Genomic DNA, 22,872 nt, shown 5'->3' on the forward strand with positions numbered 1-22,872 from the left:
GCCGGCCCGCGATCTCCTAGCGTGCTGGGCATGGCTACCGAACGGCTCACCCGGGTGGCAGCGACGGCGGGGCTCGCCGTGGTGCTGCTCGCCGCGATCGGCGTCCAGGCGGTGGCGATCGCCGCGAGCTGGGGGCTGCGGTACTGGCTTCCCGGCGGCGCGGCCGCCGTCGTGGTCGGCGTGCTGACTCTGGTACGCGACAGGCAGCGCGTCGTCACGGCCACCGCCGGACTCGTCGTCGCCGGGTCGGCAGTCGCCGCGGCCCGGCTGTTCGACCTGCCCACCGAGCCGGGACCGGCGCTGGCGCTGGCGTCGGCCGTCCTGGTCGGATCGGCGGTACGCGCGCTGCCGCCGCTGCCCGCCGGTCTGGTCGCGGCCGGTGGTCTCGTGGTGGCGGCCGGGGCGTGGGCGGCGGCCCGCCCGGGCGCGGGCGGGTCCGGGGTGGTCGCGTTCAACGGGCTGTGCTGGCTCGGCGGGGTCGCCGCCGGGCTCACGCTGCGGCTGCTCGACGAGCGGGCCCGGGCCGCGGCCGAGCGGGTACGCCGCGACGAGCGGCTGGAACTGGCCCGGGAACTGCACGACGTGGTGGCGCACCACGTCACCGGCATGGTGGTGCAGGCACAGGCCGCCCACCTGGTCGGGCGGCGGGATCCGGCGCGCGCCACGGAGTCGCTGGCCGGCATCGAGGCAGCAGGCGGCGAGGCGCTGCGGGCCATGCGCCGCCTGGTCGGGGTGCTGCGCGACACCGCCGACGCGCCGCCGGCCTCGGCCGGTACCGAGCAGATCGAGGAGCTGGTCGAGCGGTTCCGCTGGCAGGGCCCGCCGGTGCGGCTGCGCCTACCGGGGGAGACGGCCTGGCCGCCGGAGGTCACCAGCACCGTGCACCGGATCGTCCGGGAGGCGCTGACGAACGTGGCCCGCCACGCCCCGCACGCCGGACAGGTCATCGTGGACGTGGCGCAGGAGCCGGACGCGGTGGTGGTCGAGGTGACCGACGACGCGTCGGGGGCGCCCGCCGACCAGCGGGGCGGATACGGCCTGATCGGCCTGCGCGAGCGCGTCGAGGCCCTCGGCGGCACGCTGCGCGCCGGTCCCCGCCCCGGGGCCGGGTGGTCGGTGCGGGCGGTAGTGCCGAACGGGAGGGCGTGATGACGATCCGGGTGCTGCTCGCCGACGACCAGGCGATGGTCCGCGGCGGGCTGCGGCTGATCCTGGAGGACCAGCCGGACATCACAGTGGTGGCCGAGGCGTCCGACGGCGTCGACGCGGTGGCCCAGGCCCGCCGCCTGCGCCCGGACGTGTGCCTGGTGGACATCCGGATGCCGCGCCTCGACGGGCTCCAGGTGACGCGGGCGCTCGCCGGGCCCGGGGTGGCCGACCCGCTGCGGGTCGTCGTGGTCACCACGTTCGACCTGGACGAGTACGTCTACGGCGCGCTGCGCGGGGGAGCGGCCGGGTTCCTGCTCAAGGACGCCGGTCCGGCGCTGCTGGTGGAGGCGGTGCGGGCGGCGTATCAGGGTGACGCGCTCGTGTCCCCGTCGGTGACGGTCCGGCTGCTGCGGCACCTGACGCCGCCCGTCCCGCCCCGCGACGAGCGACGCCCGGCGTTGTCCGAGCGGGAGATCGAGGTGGTACGGGAGATCGCCCGGGGCCGCACGAACCTGGAGATCGGCGCGGAGCTGTTCATCTCGCTGAGCACCGTGAAGAGCCACGTGTCGACGGTGCAGACGAAGCTCGGCCTGCGGAACCGTACCGAGATCGCGGTCTGGGCGTGGGAGCACCGGGTGGTCGACTGAATCATTGGCGGACGCCATACCGTACGTTGTACGTTAGTGCCCTCGTCGACGGAGGGGGCACAGACGTGGAACACGCGATCCTCGCGGAGGGCCTGCGCAAGCGGTACGGGGACACGGCCGCGCTGGACGGATTCGACCTGCGGGTGCCACCCGGCACCGTGTGCGGGCTGCTCGGCCCGAACGGCGCCGGCAAGACCACAGCCGTACGCATCCTGGCCACACTGCTGCGCTTCGACGCCGGGCGCGCCGAGGTCGCCGGCTACGACGTGGCCGGGCAGGCCGACCGGGTACGCCACCGCATCGGCCTGGTCGGCCAGCACCCGGCGGTGGACGAGGCACTGAGCGGGCGGGAGAACCTGGTGATTTTCGGCCGGCTGTTCCACCTGGACCGGGCCGCTGCGAGACGGCGGGCCACCGAACTGCTCGACCGGTTCGGGCTCGCCGACGCCGGCGGGCGGCCGGTACGAACCTACTCCGGTGGCATGCGCCGCCGCCTCGACCTGGCCGCCGGCATGATCCTCGCGCCGTCGGTGCTGTTCCTCGACGAGCCGACCACGGCGCTCGACCCGCGCGGCCGCAACGAGGTGTGGGAGGCGGTACGCGACCTGGTCCGCGGCGGCACCACGGTGCTGCTCACCACGCAGTACCTCGACGAGGCCGACCAGCTCGCCGACCGGGTCTGCGTGCTCGACGCCGGGCGGGTGATCGCCGAGGGCACCCCTGACGCGCTCAAGTCCCGCCTCGGCGGCGACCGGATCGAACTGGTCGTCCGCGATGTCGCCGACCTCGCCACCGCCGCCGGGCGGCTGCGCGCCGTCGCCCGCGCCGAACCGGCGGTCGACCCGGACCGGCGGGCGGTCAGCGCCCAGGTCGGCGACCGGGCCGGCGCGCTGACCGAGGTGCTGCGCGCGCTCGACGCCGACGGCGTGACGGTGGCCGACGTGGCGCTGCGGCGACCCACGCTGGACGAGGTGTTCCTCCAGCTCACCGGCGGGCCGTCCGTCGCCCGGACCGGCGTGGAGGTGACCGCGTGACCGCGATCGTGACCCCGGCCCGGCGCCCGTCGCTGGCCGGTGACGGCCTGACGCTCACCGGGCGCGCGCTGGCGCACTGGCGGCGTGAGCCCGGCCCGCTGGTCGGCTCCCTGGGCTTCGACATCCTGATGGTGCTGATGTTCGCGTATCTGTTCGGCGGCGCGCTCCAGGTGCCCGGCGGCGGCAGCTACCGCGAGTTCCTGATGCCCGGCATGTTCGCCATGACCATGGTCTTCGGTATCAGCATGACCACCATGGCGGTCTCGGCGGACCTGGACCGCGGCGTCACCGACCGGCTGCGGTCCATGCCGGTGTCCCGGCTGGCCCCGCTGCTCGGCCGCGCGGCCGCCGACCTGATGTTCGCGGTGGTGACGCTCGCCGTCATGCTGGGCGTCGGCCTGGCGGTCGGGTGGCGGGCGCGCGGCGACCTCGGCGACATGCTCGCCGCGCTCGGGCTGATCCTGCTGCTGCGGTTCGCGCTGGTCTGGGTGGGCATCTTCCTCGGCCTGACCGTGAAGGGGCAGAGCGCGGTCACCGCCGTGCAGACGCTGGAGTTCCCGCTCGGCTTCCTGTCCAGCGCGTTCGTGGCGCCGTCCACCATGCCCACGTGGCTGGGCGCGGTCGCCGAGTGGAACCCGCTGTCCGCGACCGTCGGGGCCACCCGGGAGCTGTTCGGCAACCCCGGCTGGGGCGGCGACTCGTGGGTGGCCGCACACCACCCGCTGCTGGCGGTGCTGTGGCCGCTCGTGCTCGTCGCGGTGTTCCTGCCGCTGTCGCTGCGCCGCTACCGGGCGCTGAGCCGCTGAGCCGGACCCCGGGGGCGGCAGCGTGCCGCCCCCGGGCGCCGGTCACGGCCCGGTGAGCACGACCAGCTCGCCGGTGGCCCGGGTCATCGCGACGTACCGGTCCACCGCCCCGGCGATCCCGTCGCCGAACGACTCCGGGTCGACCAGCACCACCAGGTCGAACTCCAGGCCCTTGGCGAGCACCGGGCTCAGCGACCGGACCCGGTCCGAGGCCCGGAACGCCGGATCGCCGATGACGCACGCGACGCCCTCGGCGTGGGCGGCGAGCCAGCCGTCCACCACCGCGCGCAGCTCGGCGCGGTCGCCGTACCGCACCGGGGCGCCGTCGCGGATGGACGTGGGCACGTTGGCGTCCGGGAGGACGGCCCGGATCACCGGCTCGGCCGCCGCCATCACCTGCGCCGGGGTGCGGTAGTTGACGGTCAGCGTCGCCACCTCGACCCGGTCGAACCCGGCCCGCGCCAGCCGCTGCGGCCACGACTCGGTGAACCCGTGCCGCGCCTGCGCCCGGTCACCGACCACCGTGAAGCTGCGCGACGGGCAGCGCGCCAGCAGCATCTGCCACTGCGCGTCGGTCAGCTCCTGCGCCTCGTCCACCACGACGTGCGCGAACGGCCCCGCCAGCAGGTCCGGATCGGCGGCGCTCAGCACGCTGGAGTCGACCAGGCTGGTGCGCATGTCCTCGCCGTACAGCATGGTCATCAGACCCTCGCCGTCGTCGTAGGCGTGCGACGCGATCAGCGCGTCGACCACCGTGTCCATCTCGGCGCGCTGCGCGGCCAGCACCCCCTCGTCGCGGCGCCGCCGCAGCGACGCCTCCGGGTCGCCGACCCGCCGCCGGGCCGCGTCCAGCCACGGCAGGTCCGCCACCGTCCAGGCCCGAGGGTCGGCCCGCCGCAGCGTACGGATCTCCTCGACGCTCAGCCAGGGGGCGCACCGGCGCAGGTAGGCCGGCACCGACCACAGGTCGGCCACCACGTCGAGCGGGTCGAGCAGCGGCCACGCCCGGCCGAACGCGGTGACCAGTTCCCGGTCGCGCCCCAGCGCCCGGCGGACCGCCTCCTCCGGCTCGTCGCCGCGGTACTTCTCCACCAGGATCGTGAGCAGTTCCTCCCACACCTCGTCGCGGGCCTCGTTGTGCGGGACGCCCGGCCCGGCCGCCTCGAACGCCGTCGTCCAGTCGTCGGCGGTCAGCCGCAGTTCGGCGTCCCCGACACCGACCGTCATCCCGGTCGCGGGCGGCTCCTCGTAGAAGCGGACCGCGGCGTCGACAGCGCGCACCAGCTCGCCGGACGCCTTCAGTCGCGCCACCTCCGGGTCGGTCTCCGGCGCCGCCGCCGCGCCCTCCGGCACCAGGTCGGCCAGCGTGCAGATCTGCACGTCCTCCTCGCCCAGGCTGGGCAGCACGTCCGACACGTAGTTCAGGTACGGCTGGTGCGGCCCGACCACCAGGACCCCGCCGCGGCGCTCGCCCAGCCGCGGGTCGGCGTGCAGCAGGTACGCGGTGCGGTGCAGCGCCACCACCGTCTTGCCGGTGCCGGGGCCGCCGTCGACCACCAGTGCGCCCCGCGACCCGGCCCGGATGATCGCGTCCTGGTCGGCCTGGATGGTGCCGAGCACGTCGCGCATCCGCGCCGACCGGGTCGCGCCCAGGCTGGCGATGAACGCCGACTGGTCGTCCAGCGCGGCGTGCCCGGCCAGCCCGTCGGCGGTGAACACCTCGTCCCAGTAGTCGGTGATCCGGCCCGCGGTCCACCGGTACCGGCGGCGGCTGACCAGGCCCATCGGGTCGGCGTGAGTGGCGCCGAAGAACGGCTCGGCGGCGGGGGAGCGCCAGTCCAGCAGCAGCCGGCTGCCCGCACCGTCGGTCAGGCCGAGCCGGCCCACGTACACCGGTTCGCCGCCGTCCGCGCCGACCATCCGGCCCAGGCACAGGTCCAGGCCGTAACGGCGCAGCGTACGCAGGCGCGCGCTCAACCGCCGGACCTCCTGGTCCCGGTCGACGGCCTGCCGGCCCCGGCCGCCCGCGGCCCGGCGCGTGGCGTCGAGCCGGTCGGTCAGGTCGGCGATCGAGCGGCGCAGGCTGTCCGCGATGGCGGCGAAGTGCCGCTCGTCGGCGGCGATCAGATCGGGGTCGGCCTTGGCCGACAGTCGCTCGGGAAGATCGAAAACGCTCGTGGCAGGCAGGTTCAACTCGTCTCCGATCACGGGCACGGCCGAGCCTCCGCTCTTCGCGGCTTTTCGAATGGCGCGGCAATGGGTTACGGCCGGCAATTGTGCTCCCTGCCCCCGGTCTTGCGGCAAGACCGGGGGTGCGCTATATGTTGGTAGTGGCGGGAGAACCCGCCATTCTTTTTGCGCGAACAATTCTCGGGCTCCCCTTTTCCGGCGTCCCGCCGACGGCTGGCGACCGGCCCGGCCGGTAGGATGACGGCACCATGTCGAAGGAGCGCCGGCGCAAGGCCGATCCCGCCCGCAGCCTGGCCCTTCTCTGGCGCACCCGGGAACCGGCCAGCCGCGGCGCCGGTCCCGGTCTCAGCGTCGACCGGATCGTGCGTACCGCGATCGAGATCGCCGACGCCGAGGGCATCGACGCGCTCACCATGCGCCGGGTCAGCGAGGCGCTCGGCGTGGGCACCATGTCCGTCTACACGTACGTGCCGGGTAAGGCGGAACTGCTCGACGTCATGGTGGACGCCGTCCTCGGTGACCTGCCGCGCCCGGCTGACGTGCCGGGTAGCTGGCGGGGCCGGCTGGAACGCATCGCGCGGGACAATCTCGCCCTCTACCGGGCCCACCCGTGGCTGCTGCGTGCCGAGACGACCCGGCCGGTGCTCGGCCCGAACGTGCTCGCCAAGTACGACTACGAACTGCACGCCGTCGCGGACATCGGCCTCGACGACGTGGAGATGGACGCGGTGCTCACGCTCGTGCTGGGGCACGCCAAGAACGCGGCCCGGGTCGCGCTGGACGTGGCCGAGCTGGAACGTGAGACCGGGATGACCGACGACCAGTGGTGGCGGACGCACGGGCCCTGGCTGGAGAAGTTCATGACCGCCGGCAGCTTCCCGCTCGCCGCGCGGGTCGGCACCGCCGCCGGCATGGCGCACGGCGCGGCGTACGGGCCGGACCACGCCTTCGAGTTCGGTCTCCAGCGGGTGCTCGACGGCATCTCGGTGGTGGTGGCCGAGCGTGCCGGTGGCGAGCCGGGGCCCGGGAAGACCTTGTAATCCTACTAGTTAAGTAGGAAACTCTCGTTGGGGTCGACGATCCCCCGTCACCCCTCGCCCCCGGCTGCCCTCCGTCGCCCGCGCGTACCCGTAGGAGCCCCTCATGAGCAACGCGCCCACGCCACCCGAACCGCCCACCGCAGGCACGTCCCGGCTCGCCTTCAGCGAGGACTGGGCCGCCACCGTCCTCGGCCTCGCGCTGCTCCTCCTGGTGCTGGCCGGTGCGATCCCCGCCGGGCTGGTGCCGTGATGGCCGCCGTCCCGGAGCCCGCCACCCACACCACCGCCGCCGGGTCGTCCGCGGCCTCCACCGCGGACGCCCCGGCCGCCGCGACCCCGGTGGACCGACCCGCCGGTACGCCCGCGGTCGCGCCACCCCGGGCCGACCTGCGCTCCGGCGCGTTCTGGGCCTGGACCGGCCTGGGCCTGCTGGTGGTGCTCGGCCTCGCCGCGCTCACCCGGTTCCTCGAACAGAACGTGCCGGTCTGGGCCGAGGGCAGCGCGGTCGAGGACGTGGCCGCCGCGATCGAGTACCCGGTCTACGCGATCCTGCTCGGCCTGCTCGGCAACCTCGTCGTCACAGTGACCGGCCTGCGGGACCGGATCTCCGCCGCGTTCCGTACCGAGTTCTTCATCAAGACCGGCCTGGTGCTGCTCGGCGCCTCGATCAATCTGGCAGTCATCGCGAGCGCCGCCGGTCCCGCCATCGCCCAGGCGCTGCTGCTGATCAGCGGCGTGTTCCTGTTCACCTGGTGGCTGGCCGGGCGGTTCGGCCTGGACGAGAAGCTGCGCGCGCTGCTCGCCTCGGCGGTGTCGATCTGCGGAGTCAGCGCCGCGATCGCCGCCGCCGGCGCGGTACGGGCACGCCGGGAACAGCTCGCGTACACGGCCAGCCTGGTCATCGCGTTCGCGCTGCCGTCGATCTTCCTGCTGCCGTGGCTGGCCGACGTGCTCGGCCTCTCCGACGCGGTCGCCGGCGCCTGGATCGGCGGCAACATCGACACCACCGCCGCCGTCACCGCGGCCGGCGCGCTCGCCGGTGAGGACGCACTCCAGATCGCCAGCATCGTCAAGGTCACCCAGAACGCGCTGATGGGCGTGGTCGCGGTGGCGCTCACCGCGTACTTCGCGCTGCACGTGGAGCGCCGGCCGGACGCCCCGCGCCCCGGGCTGGGCGAGCTGTGGCGCCGGTTCCCGAAGTTCGTGCTCGGGTTCGTCGCCGCCTCGGTGATCGCCACCTGGTATCTCGACGCGGCCGGGTCGGACGGCAAGGCCACCATGGCGATCGTCACCGACCTGCGGGTCTGGTTCCTCATCCTGGCCTTCGTCAGCATCGGCCTGGAGGTCCGCGTGTCGTCGCTGCGCGAGGCCGGCTGGCGGCCGGTGACCGTGTTCGGCGCCGCCACCGTGTTCAACCTGGTGCTGGCCCTCGGGCTGGCGTCGGTGCTGTTCCACGGCTTCACGGTCTGACCGCCGTCCGTCCCCGTACACCTTGGAGGAACGCCGTGCCCGAGCCCGCCGACACCCTGGTCGACGCCGACGCCGACGCGCTGCGGGCGCTGCTGCGGCACCAGGCCAGCACCGTCACAGCGGTCACCGCCGCCGGGCCACCGGCGGCCGGGTTCACCGCCACGTCGTTCACCGCGGTGTCGCTGCGACCGCCGATCGTCTCGTTCTGCCTGGACCGGGGGTCGTCGAGCTGGCCGGTGGTGTCCCGGGCCCGGCACGTCGGGGTGCACCTGCTCGGGCACGGCCAGCACGAGCTGGCCCGGACGTTCGCCACCAGCGGGATCGACCGGTTCGCCGGGCCGACTCGCTGGCGGCCCGGCCCGGAAGGGGTGCCGGTCCTCGACGACACGCTGGCCTGGCTGCTGTGCCGGGTGGTGGACCGGGTGGTCGTCGGGGACCACGCCGTGGTGCTTGCCGAACCGGAACTGCTGCGGCACGCCGACGTCGGCTCGCCGCTGCTCTACCACAGGGGGCGGTACGCGGGCCTGGCCGACACGACCGACCCCGGCGACCGCCGCTCCGCCGCCTGACCGGCCGCCGCTATCGTGGCCGCGTGATCACCTGCGTCGTGCACTACACGATCGACCCCGCACAGCTCGAGGCGTTCGAGCGCTTCGCCCGTACCTGGATGCGGCTGGTGGCACGGCACGGCGGCGTGCACCACGGCTACTTCCTGCCCGCCGAGGGCGCCAGCGACCGGGCCGAGGCGCTGTTCAGCTTCGAGAGCCTGGCGGCGTACGAGCAGTACCGGTCCCGGTTCGGAGTGGACCCGGAGTTCGTCGCCGCCGACCGGATCCGCGACGAGTCGGGCTGCGTCCTGCGGTACGAGCGCACGTTCATGCGCCCCCTCCTGCCCGCCGACTGACAGGAGCCGTCCAGGATCGGGGCGGCGCCGAAGGCGTGGTTCGTCCTAGAGTGGCGGCGATGACGAGTGTGGTCCGGCTGAACCGTTGGGCGCAGGTCGATCCCACCCCCCACCCGTACGACCCGGCCGCCGCGTTGGACGTGGTGCGGCGCCTGGCGCCCCCGGTGCCACCCGCCGCGCCCGCCTTCCCGTCCCTGCGGCCGAGCGATCCGGTGGCCTGGGACGCGTACCAGCGGGCCTGCCAGCAGTCGCTGGAGTGGAACACGGCGATGACCGAGGCGCTGGTGCGCGAGTACGGCCCGTGGGCCTCCGGCTGGGGGATGGCTCCGCATGCGACGTGGGATTGCTGGGCGCCGTTCGTCACCTCCCAGGAGGAGACAGTCGCCCTGGTCGCCGAGCAGCTCACACGGTGGCGGCGCTGGCTGGAGGGAGCAGCCGACCGGTTCGGTCGCCTGCTGCCGTCGCTGGACGCCGCTGCGGCGGCGGGGCCGGACGACGCCGTCGCGGCCTGGGAGGCGGCGATCACCGAACTGCTGACCGCGACGGTCGCCTGGGTCGAGGACGACGACGGGTGGCAGGGGCGGTGCCACCGGGTGCTCACCTGGCTGCTGACCGCCGCCGGCCTGCCGGAGGAGCGGAGCGTGACGCTGGTGAACCAGGCTCTGGGCAGCCGGTTCGACGGCTGGGTGCGCCTGTCCGCGGCCGATGTGGCCGACATCGCCGAGCACCTCGCGCGGGACGTGGTCGGCCCGCGGTACGGCGCGTTCGCCGGTCCCGGTCAGGGCGGCGACGACTGGCCCGACACGTGGCCGGACGGCTGGCCCTCGTGGCGGGCCACCAACCGGGCCCGCCCGCACAGCTAGCGGCGATCGCCCAAGCCCACCCGCCTAACCCTGGCGCGGGGACTTCGCGGCGGCGGCGTACCGGCGGGCCAGGCGGGCGAACGCCTCGCGCAGCTCCGGCGGCCCGACCACCTCGATGTCGGCGTCGTAGCGGCCGAGCACGGCGGCCAGCCCGGGCCACGACCAGGCGCCCAGCACCAGCCGGCAGCGGTCCGGGCCCAGTTCCTCGACGATCCCGTCACAGGTCCACCCGGACACCACGCGGGCGGGCAGGTCGAGGATCACCTCGCCCCGGCAGGGCCAGTCGCCCGGCCCGGTGGCGCCCTTGAACCGGCCGGCGACGTACGCGGCCACGTCCCCGCCGGGCAGCTCGCGGGGCGTGAACCGGGGGCCGGTGGGCGTACGCGGGCTGATCCGGTCGACCCGGAACGTGCGCCAGTCGTCGCGGTCGAGGTCCCAGGCGACGAGATACCAGCGCCCGCCCCAGGTGACCAGGTGGTGCGGCTGCACCCGGCGCGGCGGCCGGCCCGCGGCCGGCGTCGTCGTCGACACCGACTCGTAGTCGAAGCGCAGCTCCTCGCGGGCGTGCACGGCGGCGCTCAGCGTCATCAGCAGCGCCGGTTCCACCCGGTGCCGGACCGGCGTGCCGGCGCGTTGCACGTCGACCACCCGCAGCGCGTCCACCCGGTGCCGCAGCCGCGCCGGCATCACCTGCCGCACCGTGGTCAGCGCCCGCGCCGCCGCCTCCTCGATGCCGGTCACCCCGCCGGCGGCGGTCTGCAACGCCACGGTGAGCGCGACCGCCTGCTCGTCGTCGAAGAGCAGCGGCGGCAGCGCCGAGCCGGCGCCCAGCCGGTAGCCGCCGTCCGGGCCCTTGGCGCTCTCGATCGGATAGCCCAGCTCCCGCAGCCGGTCGACGTCGCGGCGCACGGTACGCGGGCTGACCCGCAGCCGTTCGGCGAGCAGCGATCCGGGCCAGTCGCGTCGCGCCTGCAACAGGGACAGCAGGGAGAGCAGTCGGGCGGAAGCCTTCGGCACGACACGCATTCTGCCGCGAGAAGAGGACACTTCCTGACCGCTATGCCTGCGAGGGTGGACCCGTACCCGATCAGGACCGGAAGGAACGATGACGATGACCGGCACCACCACGACCCCCACCACCCTGGACGCCGAGCGGACCGACCTGCTGGCCGAACTCGCCGAGGCCCGGAACATGCTGATCAACACGGTGCGCGGCCTGACCGACGAGCAGGCCGGGCAGAAGCCGACTGTCAGCGCGCTCTGCCTGGGCGGCCTGATCAAGCACGTCGCGTCCACCGAGGAGGCGTGGCTGCGGTTCGTGGTCGAGGGCCCGTCGGCGATGTCCTTCGCCATGCCCGAGGGCGTCACCTGGGAGGACTTCATGTCCGGGCAGGCCCGCGAGCTGCCGCAGTGGGCGATCGAGCGGGGACGGGACTTCCAGATGCTGCCCGAGGACACGCTGCCGGCCATCCTGGACCGGTACGCCCGCATCGCCGCCCGTACCGAGGAGATCGTGGCCGGCGTCGAGGACCTGTCGGCGACCTGGCCGGTGCCGGACGCGCCGTGGAACGAGCCCGGTTCGGTCCGCAGCGTCCGGCGGGTGCTGATCCACGTCATCGCCGAGACCACCCAGCACGCCGGGCACGCCGACATCCTGCGCGAGAGCATCGACGGGCAGACCACCACCTGAGCCGGCCGGAGACCGGGACGTGACAGTGCTCGACCAGCGGACACTCAACCGGGCGACGCTCGCCCGGCAACTGCTGCTCGACCGCGCCGGCCTGCCGGTGGCCGACGCCGTCACGCACCTGTGCGGGTTGCAGGCCCAGGAGCCGCAGGAGCCATACGTCGGGCTCTGGTCGCGGCTGCGGGCCTTCGATCCGGCGGTCCTGTCGGACCTGCTGGTGCGCCGCCGCCTGGTGCGTACCCACCTGATGCGCCGCACCGTGCACCTGCTCGCCGCGGACGACGTGCTGGCCTGGCGGTCCCGGCACGACGCGATGCTGCGGCAGCGGGTGCTGGGCGTCTACCGCGGCGAGTTCGACGGGGTCGATCTCGACGAACTCGCCGCGGCGGCCCGGGAGGTCCTGGCCGACGGCGAGCCGCGCACCACCGCCGAGATCGTGGCGGCGCTCGCCGCGCGCTGGCCGGAGACCGACCGGCGGGCGCTCGGCGAGATCGTGCTCGCGCTGGTGCCGGCCGTGCAGGCGCCGCCGCGCGGACTGTGGCGGAACACCGCCGGCGTCCGTACCGTCGCTCTGGCCCGGTGGCTCGGCCGCGACGCCGACCCGCCCGGCCCGGACGGCGACGACCCGGCCGGGCGGGCGCTGGTGCGGCGCTACCTGGCCGCGTTCGGGCCGGCCGCGTCGGCGGACCTGCGCGCCTGGTGCGGCCTCGCCGGGCTGCCCGCCGCGGTGGCCGCGGTCCGCGACGAGCTGGTGGCCTTCCGGGACGCGCGCGGCCGCACGCTGCTGGACCTGCCGGGTGCGCCCCGGCCCGACCCGGACACCCCCGCGCCGGTACGGTTCCTGCCCGCCTTCGACAACGCGGTGCTCGGCTACCACGACCGCACCCGGATCATCGACGACGCCCACCGCAACCTCTCCGTGGCGGGGGCCCGGTTCGTGCTCGTCGACGGCCGGGTCGCCGCCACGTGGACTGTCGACGCGGGCGTCGTGGTGGTCACGCCGCTGCGCGCGTTCACCCGCGCCGAGCACGCGGCCGTCACCGCCGAGGGCGGCGCCGTGGCGTCGTTCCTGTCCGAGGGCGACAACCAGGGGGTACGCGTCGCCGCCCGTTGAGCCGCGCCGCGGCGCCGGTGCGGCGTGCGCGCGCCGAGGCGTACGTCAGGCGTGCACGGCCCGGCCCATCCGGGTGACCGCCTCGGTGAGCACGGCGGGGGAGGTGGCGAAGTTGAGCCGCACGAACCCGGCACCGCCGGAGCCGAAGACGTGCCCGGAGCTGAGCGCCACCCGGGCCCGGTCGAGGAACATCCGCGCCGGACCGGCCAGGTCGCTCGCCACGCCCGGTCCGTCGCCCGCCTCGGTGGGTACGCCGAGGCGCCGGCAGTCCAGCCAGGCCAGGTACGTGCCCTCGGGCGGCCGCCACGACACCGTCGGCAGGTGGTCGGCCAGCAGCGATCCGAGCAGCGACCGGTTCGCGTCGAGGCCGTCGAGCAGCCGGTCCAGCCACGGCCCGCCGGCGCGGAACGCGGCGGTGTGCGCGAGCACCCCGAGGTGGCTGGGGCCGTGGCTGACCTCCTCCGGCATCCGGGCCAGGTCGTCCGCCGCGTCCGGCCCGGCGACCGCCAGCGCCGCCTTGAGCCCGGCCAGGTTCCACGCCTTCGACGCCGACAGCAGCGCGAACGCGTTCTGGGCGCCCGGCACCGTCAGGTACGGGGTGAACCGCGCGCCGGGCAGTGCCAGCGGCGAGTGGATCTCGTCGGCCACCACCCGTACGCCGTGCCGCGCGGCCAGCTCGGCGACGGTGGCCAGCTCGTCGGGCCGGTGCACCACACCGGTCGGGTTGTGCGGGTTGCAGAGCAGGAACGCCGGCCGCTCACCGATCGCGCGGGCCCGGCGGAACGCCTCCTCCAGCGCGGCCGGGTCGAGCCGCAGGTCCGCGCCGAGCGGCGCCTCGAGGACCTGCCGCCCGGCGTTTGTGACGAACGCGTAGAACGGCGGGTAGACCGGGGGAGTGACCACCACCGCGTCGCCCGGACCGGTGACCAGGCGCAGCACCTCGACCGTACCCATCATCACGTCCGGCACCAGCGAGGTCCGGCCGACCGGGAAGTCGGCCCAGCCCCACCGCTGCGCGGCGAACCCGCCGACCGCCTCGGCGTACCCGGTGCCGAACGCGTAGCCGGTGTCGCCCAGCTCGACCGCCCGGCGCAGCGCCTCGGCCACCGGCGGCGCCAGCGGCACGTCCTGCTCGGCCACCCACAGCGGCAGCACGTCCGGCGGGTAGAGCCGCCACTTCACGCTGGTGCGCTGCCGGAGCTGGTCGAGCGTGAGCTGGGTGAGCGGGTTGCCCTCGTCGGCGGAAACGACCATGCGGCCCACACTAGGTTCCTCCTACCATCGCCGGATGACCCACCCGGCGTACCCGCTGCGCACGCCCCGGCTGCTGCTGCGCCCGGTCACGCTCGGCGACCTCGACGACGTGCACGCCTGGCAACGCCGCCCGGACGTGGTCCGCTGGATGGCCGGGGCCGCGCCGCGTACCCGGGCGGAGTCCCTGGCGTCGGTGACCGCGATGGCCGGCGAGGACGCGCTGCGCGCGGAGGGCGACTGCCTGACGCTCGCCGTGGTGCGCGACGCGCGGGTGATCGGCGCGGTCGAGCTGGTCTGGCGCAGCGCGGCGGACCGCACGGCCGAGCTGGGGTACGTCTTCCACCCCGACCACGGCGGCAGTGGGCTGGCCACCGAGGCGGCCGGCGCGCTGCTGGACTGGGGTTTCGGCGGGTTCGGGCTGCACCGGGTGATGGCCCGCTGTCACGCGGACAACGCGCCGTCGGCCCGCCTGATGGCCCGGCTCGGCATGCGGCGGGAGGCGCGGCACGTGCGCAGCTACCGGTTCCGGGACGGCTGGGCCGACCAGCTCGTCTACGCGATCCTCGCCGACGAGTGGCGGGCCGGGGTCAGATCGGGCTGACCGCGCTCAGCCCACCCGCCCCGGCGAGCGGCACGGTGCCGGAGGGCGGGCGGTCATGCCGCCTCGCACTCGTCTCCGACCCGGATCTCCCCGGTGGTCAGCGGGACCAGGCGGACGCCGAACCAGGTCTTGCCGTCGTAGCGTCGGTGCCGGGCCAGCGTGCGGATCGGTTCCTTCCCGCGCGCCAGGGTCTCCGGGTCGATGAGCGTCACCGAGCAGCGGTCGCAGCGTTCGGACACCCGGAAGTCGACGGCGCCGATGCGCACACGCGTCCAGCCGTCCTCGGCGAACGGTTCGATCGGCCCGTCCAGCACCACAGTCGGCCGGAACCGGGCCATCGCCGGCGGCTCCGGTGCGGGCTCGCCGCGTTCGAGCGCGCCCTCGACGATCCAGTCCCGCAGCCGCCGCAGCGACGGCGCCGTGGCGACCAGCAGCGGCCCGGCGTCGGACAGGTTCAGCGGGTCACCGGGCCCGCCGCCGTGCTCGGCCGACATCGGCCGGCGGCGCGGATCGTCCAGCCAGGCCAGCCGTACGGGCCGGCCCAGCCGCGCGGACAGCCAGTCGTGGGCCTCGTCGGCGGCGAGCCGGACCGTGTCCAGCCGGGACATGTCGGTCGGGACCGGCGGCCCGTCGACCGGCTCGGCGACTGTCAGCGACGACCCGTCGCGGGCGGTGAGCGTGATCGACCCGGAGCCGGGCACGGCGGTCAGGCCGAGCAGCGCCGGAAGGACGCCCGAGCCCAGTTTGCCGCCGTCCGGGCGCAGCACCAGCCAGCGGCGGTCGTGACGCAACCCCCACGGCTGGACGTCGGCCCGGTCGACGTCGACGCCGCCGAGGGACTTGACCGGATACAGGTGTACCGAGGCGAGCCGTATCACCACGCCCTCAGCCGATCTTGGGGGTGGCGCGGTCGATGATCGCGGCGAGGTCCAGTCCGCCCGGCAGCGTCCCGTACGCCTGCCCGTGGTCGCCGTCGAGCCGGGACGCGCAGAACGCGTCGGCGACCGCCGGGTGGCCGTGGCGCACCAGCAGCGCGCCCTGCAGCACCAGCGCCAGCCGCTCCACCACCCGCCGGGCGCGCAGCTCCAGGTCGGTGTGGTCGGCCAGCTCGTCGCGGACCCGGCGCACCGCGGCGTCCAGCCGGGCGTCCGCGCCGGCCGCGGCGGCCACCTCCGCCTCGTACGCGGCGAGCACCTGCGGTTCCCGGGTGAGCGCGCGCAGCACGTCCAGCGCGGCGACGTTGCCGGAGCCCTCCCAGATCGAGTTCAGCGGCGACTCGCGGAACAGCCGCGGCATGCCGGACTCCTCCACGTAGCCGTTGCCGCCCAGGCACTCCAGCGCCTCGGCGGCGTGCCCCGGCCAGCGCTTGCACACCCAGTACTTGCCGACTGCGAGGGCGAGACGCTTGAACGCGGTCTCGCCGTCGTCGCCGCGCGCGGACCGGTCGGTCGCGCCGGCCAGCCGGACCATCAGGACGGTGGCCGCCTCGGACTCCACCGCCAGGTCGGCCAGCACGTTGCGCATCAACGGCTGGTCGGCAAGGTAGTCGCCGAACGCCCGCCGGTGGGTGGCGTGGTGCACGGCGGTGGTCACGCCGTGGCGCATCCCGGCCGCCGCGCCGATCACGCAGTCGAGCCGGGTCAGGTTGACCATGTCGATGATGGTGCGCACGCCCCGGCCCTCGTCGCCGACGCGCCACGCCACCGCGTGCTCATACTCGACCTCGGCGGAGGCGTTGGAGCGGTTGCCGAGCTTGTCCTTGAGCCGCATGAGCCGCATCGGGTTGCGGGTGCCGTCGGGCAGTACCCGGGGGACCAGGAAGCAGGTGAGGCCGCCGGGCGCCTGGGCGAGGGTGAGGAACAGGTCGCACATGGGCGCCGAGGTGAACCACTTGTGCCCGACGAGCCGGTAGCTGCCGTCCGGCTCCGGCCGGGCCGTGGTGGTGTTGGCGCGCACGTCCGAGCCGCCCTGCTTCTCGGTCATCGACATGCCGGCGAGCAGGCCGCGCTTGGTCTGCGGCGGGCGCAGCCCGAAGTCGTACTCGCGGGTGGTGAGCAGCGGCTCGTACCGGGCGGCCAGGTCCGGGCTGTGCCGCAGCGCGGGCACCGCCGCGTAGGTCATCGAGATCGGGCAGCCGTGCCCGGCGTCGGGCCGCCACAGGTAGAAGCCGGCGGCCCGGGCGACGTGCGCGCCCGGCCGGTCGTCGGCCCACGGCGCGGCGTGCAGGCCGTGACCGACGGCGGTACGCATCAGCTCGTGCCAGGACGGGTGGAACTCCACCTCGTCGACGCGGTGGCCGTACCGGTCGTGGGTACGCAGCACCGGCGGGTGCTCGTTGGCGAGCCGGCCGTGCTCGGCGGCCTCCTCGCCGCCGGCGAGCCGGCCCAGCTCGTGCAGCCCGGGCAGCGCCCAGCCGGCGCCCTCGCGGGCCACGCCGTCGCGCAGCGCCGGGTCGTCGGCGGTGTCGTGGCCGACCATCGGCGGGACCTGGTTGACGACCTCGTGTGTGGTCACGGCGGCAACTCCCAGCGCAGGTGGCGGATCGGGTCGGGGCCCGGATTGAACCACCGTTCACTCCGCACCGGCAAGCGCCCGCCGACCTGTCAATTTGACTGGTTTCGTTTGACATCATCCGGCTCGGAGATAAGACTCGCCGAAACTTTCTTTTGTCCGGGAAGTGGCTAGGGGGGCCTGTGTCCAGGAAAAAGCTCGGCGTGCTCGGCGCCGCACTCACACTGACCGTCGGCGTCCTGTCCGGATGCACCGGAGGCGAGGCGGTCGACGTCGGCGGCGGGGGGAACGCCGGCGGCGCCGGTGGTGTCCTCAACGCCGCGATCGGCGGCGAGCCGGACCAGCTCGACCCGCACAAGACCTCGGCGTACTACAGCTTCCAGGTGCTGGAGAACGTCTACGACACGCTCGTCGAGCCGGACGCCGACCTGAAGATGGTGCCGTCGCTCGCGACGAAGTGGACCACCAGCGACGACCAGCTCACCTGGACGTTCACGCTGCGCGAGGGCGTCAAGTTCTCCGACGGGTCGCCGCTGACCTCCGAGGACGTCGTCTACTCGTACGAGCGGATCATCAAGGAGAAGCTGAACAACGCGTACAAGTTCGCCACCGTCAAGTCGGTCACCGGGCCCGACCCGGCCACAGTGGTGGTGACGCTGAGCGCGCCCACGCCGAACCTGCTCGCCAACCTGGGCGGCTTCAAGGGCGTGGCGATCGTGGAGAAGTCCAACGTCGAGTCCGGCGCGGTGAAGACCGCGCCGGTCGGCAGCGGCCCGTTCAAGGTGGCCGGCTACACCTCCGGCGACAGCGTCAAGCTGGTCCGCAACGACTCGTACTGGGGGGACAAGCCGAAGCTGGACGGCGTCACGTTCACCTTCGTCAAGGACCCGACGGTGGCGCTGCAGAACCTGCGCAGCGGCCAGGTCCAGTGGACCGACAACCTGCCGCCGCAGCAGGTGAAGTCGTTGCAGGACGGCGACGACCCGGTGGTGAAGTCGGCGGCCTCCACCGACTACTGGTACGTGGCGCTCAACGAGGCCCGCAAGCCGTTCGACAACCCCGAGGTGCGGCGCGCCGTCGGGTACGCGCTGGACCGCGAGGCGATCACCAAGGCCGCGAAGTTCGGGCTGGCCACCGTCAACCAGACCGCCATCCCGAAGGCCAGCGCGTTCTACTACGACTACGCGCCCTACAGCCACGACCCGGGCAAGGCGAAGCAGATGCTCGGCCAGGCCGGCGTGAGCAACCTGACCATGGATCTGATGGTCACCAGCGAGTACCCGGAGACGGTCACCGCCGCGCAGGTCATCGCCGCGCAGCTCAAGGACGTCGGCATCACCGTCAAGATCCGTACGCTGGACTTCGCCCAGTGGCTCGACGAGCAGGCGAAGGGCAACTTCGACGGGTTCATGCTCGGCTGGCTCGGCAACATCGACCCGGACGAGTTCTACTACGCCCAGCACCACAGCGGCGGCACGTTCAACTTCCACAAGTACAAGAACCCGGCGGTGGACAAGCTGCTCGACGATGCCCGCACCCAGACCGACCAGGGCGCCCGCAAGCAGGCGTACGAGCAGGCGGCGAAGCAGATCGTCGACGACGCCAGCTACCTCTACCTCTACAACCCGGACGTGGTGCAGGGCTGGTCGAAGAAGGTCTCCGGCTACGACGTGCGCACCGACCGGGCGATCCGGTTCCGGTCGGTCGCCCTGGCCAAGTGATGGCCCGCTTCGTCCTGCGGCGGGTCCTCCAGTCGGCGGTCGTGCTGGTCGGCGTCACGCTCGTGGTGTTCCTGCTGCTGCAACTGGTGCCGGGCGATCCGGTCCGGGTGGCGCTCGGCACCCGGTTCGATCCGCAGACGTACGAGGCGCTGCGGGAACGGGCGGGCCTCGACCAGCCGCTGCCGGTGCAGTACGCCAGCTACCTGGGGCACGCGCTCACCGGTGACCTGGGGGTCAGCTTCCGCACCGGCCAGCCGGTGAGCGCTATCGTGCTGGAACGGCTGCCCGCCACGCTGTCCCTCGCCGTCACCGCCGTGGTGTTCGCGCTGCTCGTCGCGTTCCCGCTGGGCATCGTCGCGGCGGTACGCAGCGGCTCCGCCGTCGACCACGCCGCCCGCGTGTTCAGCCAGTTCGGCGTCTCCGTGCCGGACTTCTGGATGGGCATCATGGGCATCCTGCTGTTCGCCGGGGTGCTCGGCTGGCTGCCCCCCTCCGGCTACGTGGCGCTGACCGACGACCCCGGCAGGTGGGCCACCCACGTGGCGCTGCCGGCGGTCACCGTCGGCCTGGTCACCGCGTCGATCCTCACCCGGTTCATCCGCTCCTCCGTGCTGGAGGTGCTCTCCGCCGACTACGTGCGGACCGCCGAGGCGAAAGGGCTGCGCAACCGGGTGGTGATCATGCGGCACGTGCTGCGCAACGCGCTCATCCCGGTGGTCACTGTGGTCGCGGTGCAGCTCGCCAGCCTGCTCGGCGGCGTCATCGTGATCGAGGTGCTGTTCGCCTGGCCCGGCATCGGCCGGCTCACCTTCGACGCCGTGCAGGCCCGCGACTATCCCGTCCTGCAGGGCGCGGTGCTGCTGGTGGCGGCGCTGTTCCTGCTGGTCAACCTGCTGGTGGACATCCTCTACGCCCGCCTCGACCCGAGGATCACGGTCAAGTGAGCGCCACGACCGAGAGCACCGGACGCCGCGTCCTGGACGCGCTGCGCCGCGACCCGCTCGCCGTCGGCGGCACCATGGTGCTCGTGCTGCTTGTGGTGGTCGGCGTTGCCGGCCCGTGGCTCGCACCGGCCGGCGTCAACGACGTCGACGTGGACCAGATGCTGCGCCCGCCCAGCGGCGCGCACCCGTTCGGCACCGACGAGCTGGGCCGCGACGTGCTCAGCCGGGTGCTCGTCGCCGCCCGCGTGTCACTGCAGGTCGGCGCCGTCAGTGTCGGCATCGCGCTGGTCGCGGGCGTGACGCTCGGGCTGTTCGCCGGCTACTACCGGGGCTGGCTGGACAGCGTGCTCATGCGCTGCATGGACGTGCTGTTCGCGTTTCCGGTGCTGCTGCTGGCGGTCGCCATCGTGGCGGTGCTCGGCCCCGGCCTGCTCACCGCCATGGTCGCGATCGGCGTGGTCTACACGCCCATCTTCGCCCGGATCACCCGCGCCGGCGTGCTCTCCGTACGCGAGCAGGTGTTCGTCCGGGCCGCCGTCTCCATCGGCGCGTCCGACCTGCGCATCATGCGCCGGCACGTGCTGCCGAACATCGCCGCGCCGCTGATCGTGCAGACGTCGCTGTCGCTGGCGTTCGCGATCCTCTCCGAGGCCGCGCTGTCCTTCCTCGGCCTCGGCATCCAGCCGCCCGCACCCGCCTGGGGCCGGATGCTGTTCGACGGGCGCGGCTTCGTCACCGACGCGTGGTGGCTGGGCGTGTTCCCGGGCGCGGCGATCTTCCTCACCGTGCTGGCGTTCAACCTGGTCGGCGACGCGCTGCGCGACGTGCTCGACCCGCGCCAGCTCACCCTGGGCGAGGCCCGCAGGAGTACCCCATGAGCGAGCGCACCGACCGCATGCCGAGCCAGCGCCGGCATCCCATGACCGACGCGACGGTGCTGTCAGTGGACGACCTCACCGTCACCGTCGGCACCCGTCGCGGCCCGGTCCGTGCCGTCGCCGGGGTGTCCTGGCAGGTGCGGCAGGGGGAGACGTTCGCGCTGGTCGGCGAGTCCGGCAGCGGCAAGAGCATGACCCTGCTCGCCGCCACCGGCCTCGCGCCGCGCGCCGCCACAGTCACCGGCCGGGTCCGGCTGCTCGACACGGAACTGACCGCGCTGCCCGACGACCGCCGCCGCAAGGTCCGCGGCCGGCACGTCGGGTTCGTCTTCCAGGACCCGATGACCTCGCTCAACCCGGTGCTGCCGGTGGGCCGGCAGGTCACCGAGGCGGCCGAGGAACACCTCGGGCTGACCCGCCGCGCCGCCCGTGACCGGGCGGTGGAGCTGCTGGAGCTGGTGGGCATCCCGTCGGCCGCGCGGCGCGTCGACGCGTACCCGCACCAGTTCTCCGGCGGCATGCGCCAGCGCGTCGCCATCGCGATGGCGCTCGCCTGCGAGCCGGACCTGCTGATCGCCGACGAGCCGACCACCGCGCTCGACGTCACCACGCAGGCGCAGATCATCGAACTGGTCGCGGACCTCCAGGCACGGCTGGGCACCGCAGTCGTCTGGGTCACCCACGACCTGGGCGTGGTGGCAGGCATCGCAGACACCGTCGCGGTCATGTACGGCGGGCGGATCGTCGAGCAGGGCCCCGTCGACGCGGTGTTCGACACGCCCACCCATCCGTACACCCGGGCGCTGCTGGCGGCCCGGCCGGACCCGTCCCGGCGCGGCGAGGACCTCGTCGCGATCCCCGGGTCGCCGCCGAGCCCGCTGGACCTACCGCCCGGCTGCGCGTTCTGGCCGCGCTGCCCGGTCCGCGCCGACCCCCGCTGCGAGCACGAACTGCCGCCGCTGACGCCGGTCGGCGACGGGCACACGGTCCGCACCTTCTACCGTGGAGAGGCCGGATGAGCGCCGACACCCCGGACGTGGTCGCCGAACTGGACGACCTGAAGGTGCACTTCCCGACCCCGGCCGGCACGGTTCGCGCGGTGGACGGCGTCAGTCTCGCCGTACGCCGGGGCGAGACACTCGGGCTGGTGGGCGAGTCGGGCAGCGGCAAGTCCACCGCCGGTCTGGCGCTGCTGCGGCTGGTCGACCCGACCGCCGGACGGGTCCGGGTGGCGGGCGAGGACGTGACCCGCTGGTCGCGCCGCCGCCTGCGCGCGACCCGCCGCCACGTGGCGATGGTCTTCCAGGACCCGCAGGCGTCGCTGGATCCCCGCCGGACGGTCGGCGACAGCATCGCCGAGCCGCTGATCGTGCACCGGCTCGCCAGCTCCGCCGCCGCCCGGCGGGCCCGGGTCGCGGAGCTGCTGGACCTGGTCGGCCTGCGCGCCGACACCGCCGGCCGCTATCCGCACGAGCTGTCCGGCGGCCAGCGCCAGCGCGTCGGTGTGGCCCGCGCGCTGGCCGGGGAGCCGGACCTGATCGTCCTGGACGAGCCGATCGCCTCGCTGGACCTGAGCGTGCAGGCGCAGATCATGAACCTGCTCCGGCACCTGCAACGCGACCTGGGGCTGACCTATTTGTTCATCGCGCACGACCTGGCCGCCGTCGAGCACATGAGCGACCGGATCGCGGTGATGTACCTGGGCCGCATCGTCGAGACCGGCCCACCCGAGCGGATCTACCGGCACCCGGCCCACCCCTACACGGCAGCGCTGCTCTCCGCGGTGCCGGTAGCAGACCCCCGCGTCGAGCGGGAGCGCCGCCGGATCGTGCTCACCGGCGACATCCCGAGCCCGGTGGACCCGCCGAGCGGTTGCCGCTTCCGTACCCGATGCCCCCAGGCCCGCCCCGCGTGCGCCGAGACCGACCCGGCGCCGGCCGAGGTGGGCCCTGGTCACCACGCCGCGTGCCTGTTCCCGCTCGACGGCGAGCGCGACGCCGGCCCGGGGGAGGAGGGCGCGACGACGCGCGCGGACGCCGCCGGCACGGCGTAGGCTCAC

At 74.2% G+C, this 22,872-nt stretch carries 23 protein-coding genes; 18 read left to right on the top strand and 5 right to left on the bottom strand.

Annotation, left to right across the window (positions count from 1 at the left end):
* The first annotated feature begins 30 nt into the window (after positions 1-30).
* From CLT75_RS07255 to CLT75_RS07270, 4 genes are all read left to right on the top strand, one after another.
* Positions 31-1,149 (top strand): histidine kinase, encoded by a 1,119-nt coding sequence (locus CLT75_RS07255; protein ID WP_135240075.1) that lies wholly within the window; start codon positions 31-33, stop codon positions 1,147-1,149.
* Positions 1,149-1,796, top strand: coding sequence for a response regulator transcription factor (locus CLT75_RS07260; protein ID WP_135240076.1), 648 nt, complete (start codon positions 1,149-1,151; stop codon positions 1,794-1,796). The genes CLT75_RS07255 and CLT75_RS07260 overlap by 1 nt, the downstream gene beginning before the upstream one ends.
* 65 nt (positions 1,797-1,861) lie before the next feature.
* Positions 1,862-2,830, top strand: a complete 969-nt coding sequence (locus CLT75_RS07265; protein ID WP_135240077.1) for an ATP-binding cassette domain-containing protein — start codon at positions 1,862-1,864, stop codon at positions 2,828-2,830.
* Positions 2,827-3,636 (top strand): ABC transporter permease, encoded by an 810-nt coding sequence (locus tag CLT75_RS07270; protein WP_135240078.1) that lies wholly within the window; start codon positions 2,827-2,829, stop codon positions 3,634-3,636. Before CLT75_RS07265 ends, CLT75_RS07270 begins: the two co-directional genes overlap by 4 nt.
* A 42-nt stretch (positions 3,637-3,678) precedes the next feature.
* Here CLT75_RS07270 and helR read toward each other — a convergent pair whose 3' ends face one another.
* Positions 3,679-5,850, bottom strand: coding sequence for an RNA polymerase recycling motor ATPase HelR (gene helR / locus CLT75_RS07275; RefSeq protein ID WP_135240079.1), 2,172 nt, complete (start codon positions 5,848-5,850; stop codon positions 3,679-3,681).
* Positions 5,851-6,074: 224 nt separating this feature from the next.
* On the opposite strand from helR, the gene CLT75_RS07280 reads away from it, so the two are divergent.
* From CLT75_RS07280 to CLT75_RS07300, 6 genes are all read left to right on the top strand, one after another.
* On the top strand, positions 6,075-6,866 hold the full coding sequence (locus CLT75_RS07280) for a TetR/AcrR family transcriptional regulator C-terminal domain-containing protein (RefSeq protein ID WP_135240080.1): 792 nt from the start codon (positions 6,075-6,077) through the stop codon (positions 6,864-6,866).
* 103 nt (positions 6,867-6,969) lie between these two features.
* Positions 6,970-7,116: a hypothetical protein gene (locus tag CLT75_RS32570; protein ID WP_162959099.1), complete on the top strand. Its 147-nt coding sequence runs from the start codon at positions 6,970-6,972 to the stop codon at positions 7,114-7,116.
* On the top strand, positions 7,116-8,336 hold the full coding sequence (locus tag CLT75_RS07285) for a putative sulfate exporter family transporter (protein ID WP_135240081.1): 1,221 nt from the start codon (positions 7,116-7,118) through the stop codon (positions 8,334-8,336). Before CLT75_RS32570 ends, CLT75_RS07285 begins: the two co-directional genes overlap by 1 nt.
* 35 nt (positions 8,337-8,371) lie before the next feature.
* Positions 8,372-8,905 (top strand): flavin reductase family protein, encoded by a 534-nt coding sequence (locus tag CLT75_RS07290; protein ID WP_135240082.1) that lies wholly within the window; start codon positions 8,372-8,374, stop codon positions 8,903-8,905.
* Positions 8,906-8,928: 23 nt separating this feature from the next.
* The gene (locus CLT75_RS07295; RefSeq protein ID WP_135240083.1) at positions 8,929-9,240 is read left to right on the top strand and encodes an NIPSNAP family protein; all 312 of its coding nucleotides are present in this window, start codon (positions 8,929-8,931) and stop codon (positions 9,238-9,240) included.
* 59 nt (positions 9,241-9,299) lie between these two features.
* The gene (locus CLT75_RS07300; RefSeq protein WP_135240084.1) at positions 9,300-10,103 is read left to right on the top strand and encodes a hypothetical protein; all 804 of its coding nucleotides are present in this window, start codon (positions 9,300-9,302) and stop codon (positions 10,101-10,103) included.
* Positions 10,104-10,127: 24 nt separating this feature from the next.
* On the opposite strand, the gene CLT75_RS07305 is transcribed toward CLT75_RS07300, so the two are convergent.
* The gene (locus tag CLT75_RS07305) at positions 10,128-11,129 is read right to left on the bottom strand and encodes a WYL domain-containing protein (RefSeq protein WP_135240085.1); all 1,002 of its coding nucleotides are present in this window, start codon (positions 11,127-11,129) and stop codon (positions 10,128-10,130) included.
* An 85-nt stretch (positions 11,130-11,214) separates the two neighbouring features.
* Between CLT75_RS07305 and CLT75_RS07310 the strand changes: the two genes are divergently transcribed.
* Both CLT75_RS07310 and CLT75_RS07315 read left to right on the top strand, forming a co-directional pair.
* A complete protein-coding gene (locus CLT75_RS07310; RefSeq protein WP_135240086.1) occupies positions 11,215-11,793 on the top strand; it encodes a DinB family protein in 579 nt (192 codons plus the stop codon).
* A gap of 19 nt (positions 11,794-11,812) precedes the next feature.
* Positions 11,813-12,904, top strand: coding sequence for a winged helix DNA-binding domain-containing protein (locus CLT75_RS07315; RefSeq protein WP_135240087.1), 1,092 nt, complete (start codon positions 11,813-11,815; stop codon positions 12,902-12,904).
* A 45-nt stretch (positions 12,905-12,949) separates the two neighbouring features.
* On the opposite strand, the gene CLT75_RS07320 is transcribed toward CLT75_RS07315, so the two are convergent.
* On the bottom strand, positions 12,950-14,158 hold the full coding sequence (locus CLT75_RS07320) for a MalY/PatB family protein (RefSeq protein ID WP_135240088.1): 1,209 nt from the start codon (positions 14,156-14,158) through the stop codon (positions 12,950-12,952).
* Between the two features lie 34 nt (positions 14,159-14,192).
* Here CLT75_RS07320 and CLT75_RS07325 point away from each other — a divergent pair, with 34 nt between their 5' ends.
* Positions 14,193-14,759 carry a GNAT family N-acetyltransferase gene (locus CLT75_RS07325; protein WP_135240089.1) on the top strand — a complete coding sequence of 189 codons (567 nt, stop codon included), beginning with the start codon at positions 14,193-14,195 and terminating at the stop codon, positions 14,757-14,759.
* 53 nt (positions 14,760-14,812) lie between these two features.
* Here the strand turns inward: CLT75_RS07325 and CLT75_RS07330 are convergent, their stop codons facing one another.
* Positions 14,813-15,640, bottom strand: a complete 828-nt coding sequence (locus CLT75_RS07330; RefSeq protein WP_486485082.1) for an MOSC domain-containing protein — start codon at positions 15,638-15,640, stop codon at positions 14,813-14,815.
* 4 nt (positions 15,641-15,644) lie between these two features.
* Positions 15,645-17,273, bottom strand: a complete 1,629-nt coding sequence (locus tag CLT75_RS07335; protein ID WP_135240090.1) for an acyl-CoA dehydrogenase family protein — start codon at positions 17,271-17,273, stop codon at positions 15,645-15,647.
* A 179-nt stretch (positions 17,274-17,452) separates the two neighbouring features.
* On the opposite strand from CLT75_RS07335, the gene CLT75_RS07340 reads away from it, so the two are divergent.
* From CLT75_RS07340 to CLT75_RS07360, 5 genes are read left to right on the top strand one after another with little or no spacing between them, the layout of a single operon-like run.
* Complete coding sequence (locus CLT75_RS07340) at positions 17,453-18,991, top strand: ABC transporter substrate-binding protein (RefSeq protein ID WP_135240091.1); 1,539 nt, start codon at positions 17,453-17,455, stop codon at positions 18,989-18,991.
* On the top strand, positions 18,991-19,935 hold the full coding sequence (locus CLT75_RS07345; protein WP_135240092.1) for an ABC transporter permease: 945 nt from the start codon (positions 18,991-18,993) through the stop codon (positions 19,933-19,935). Before CLT75_RS07340 ends, CLT75_RS07345 begins: the two co-directional genes overlap by 1 nt.
* Positions 19,932-20,813 carry an ABC transporter permease gene (locus CLT75_RS07350; RefSeq protein ID WP_135240093.1) on the top strand — a complete coding sequence of 294 codons (882 nt, stop codon included), beginning with the start codon at positions 19,932-19,934 and terminating at the stop codon, positions 20,811-20,813. The genes CLT75_RS07345 and CLT75_RS07350 overlap by 4 nt, the downstream gene beginning before the upstream one ends.
* Before the next feature lie 41 nt (positions 20,814-20,854).
* Positions 20,855-21,832, top strand: coding sequence for an ABC transporter ATP-binding protein (locus CLT75_RS07355; protein ID WP_135243935.1), 978 nt, complete (start codon positions 20,855-20,857; stop codon positions 21,830-21,832).
* Positions 21,829-22,866: an ABC transporter ATP-binding protein gene (locus CLT75_RS07360; RefSeq protein WP_135240094.1), complete on the top strand. Its 1,038-nt coding sequence runs from the start codon at positions 21,829-21,831 to the stop codon at positions 22,864-22,866. The genes CLT75_RS07355 and CLT75_RS07360 overlap by 4 nt, the downstream gene beginning before the upstream one ends.
* Positions 22,867-22,872: the final 6 nt, after the last annotated feature.

This window comes from Micromonospora sp. CNZ285 (assembly GCF_004637285.1).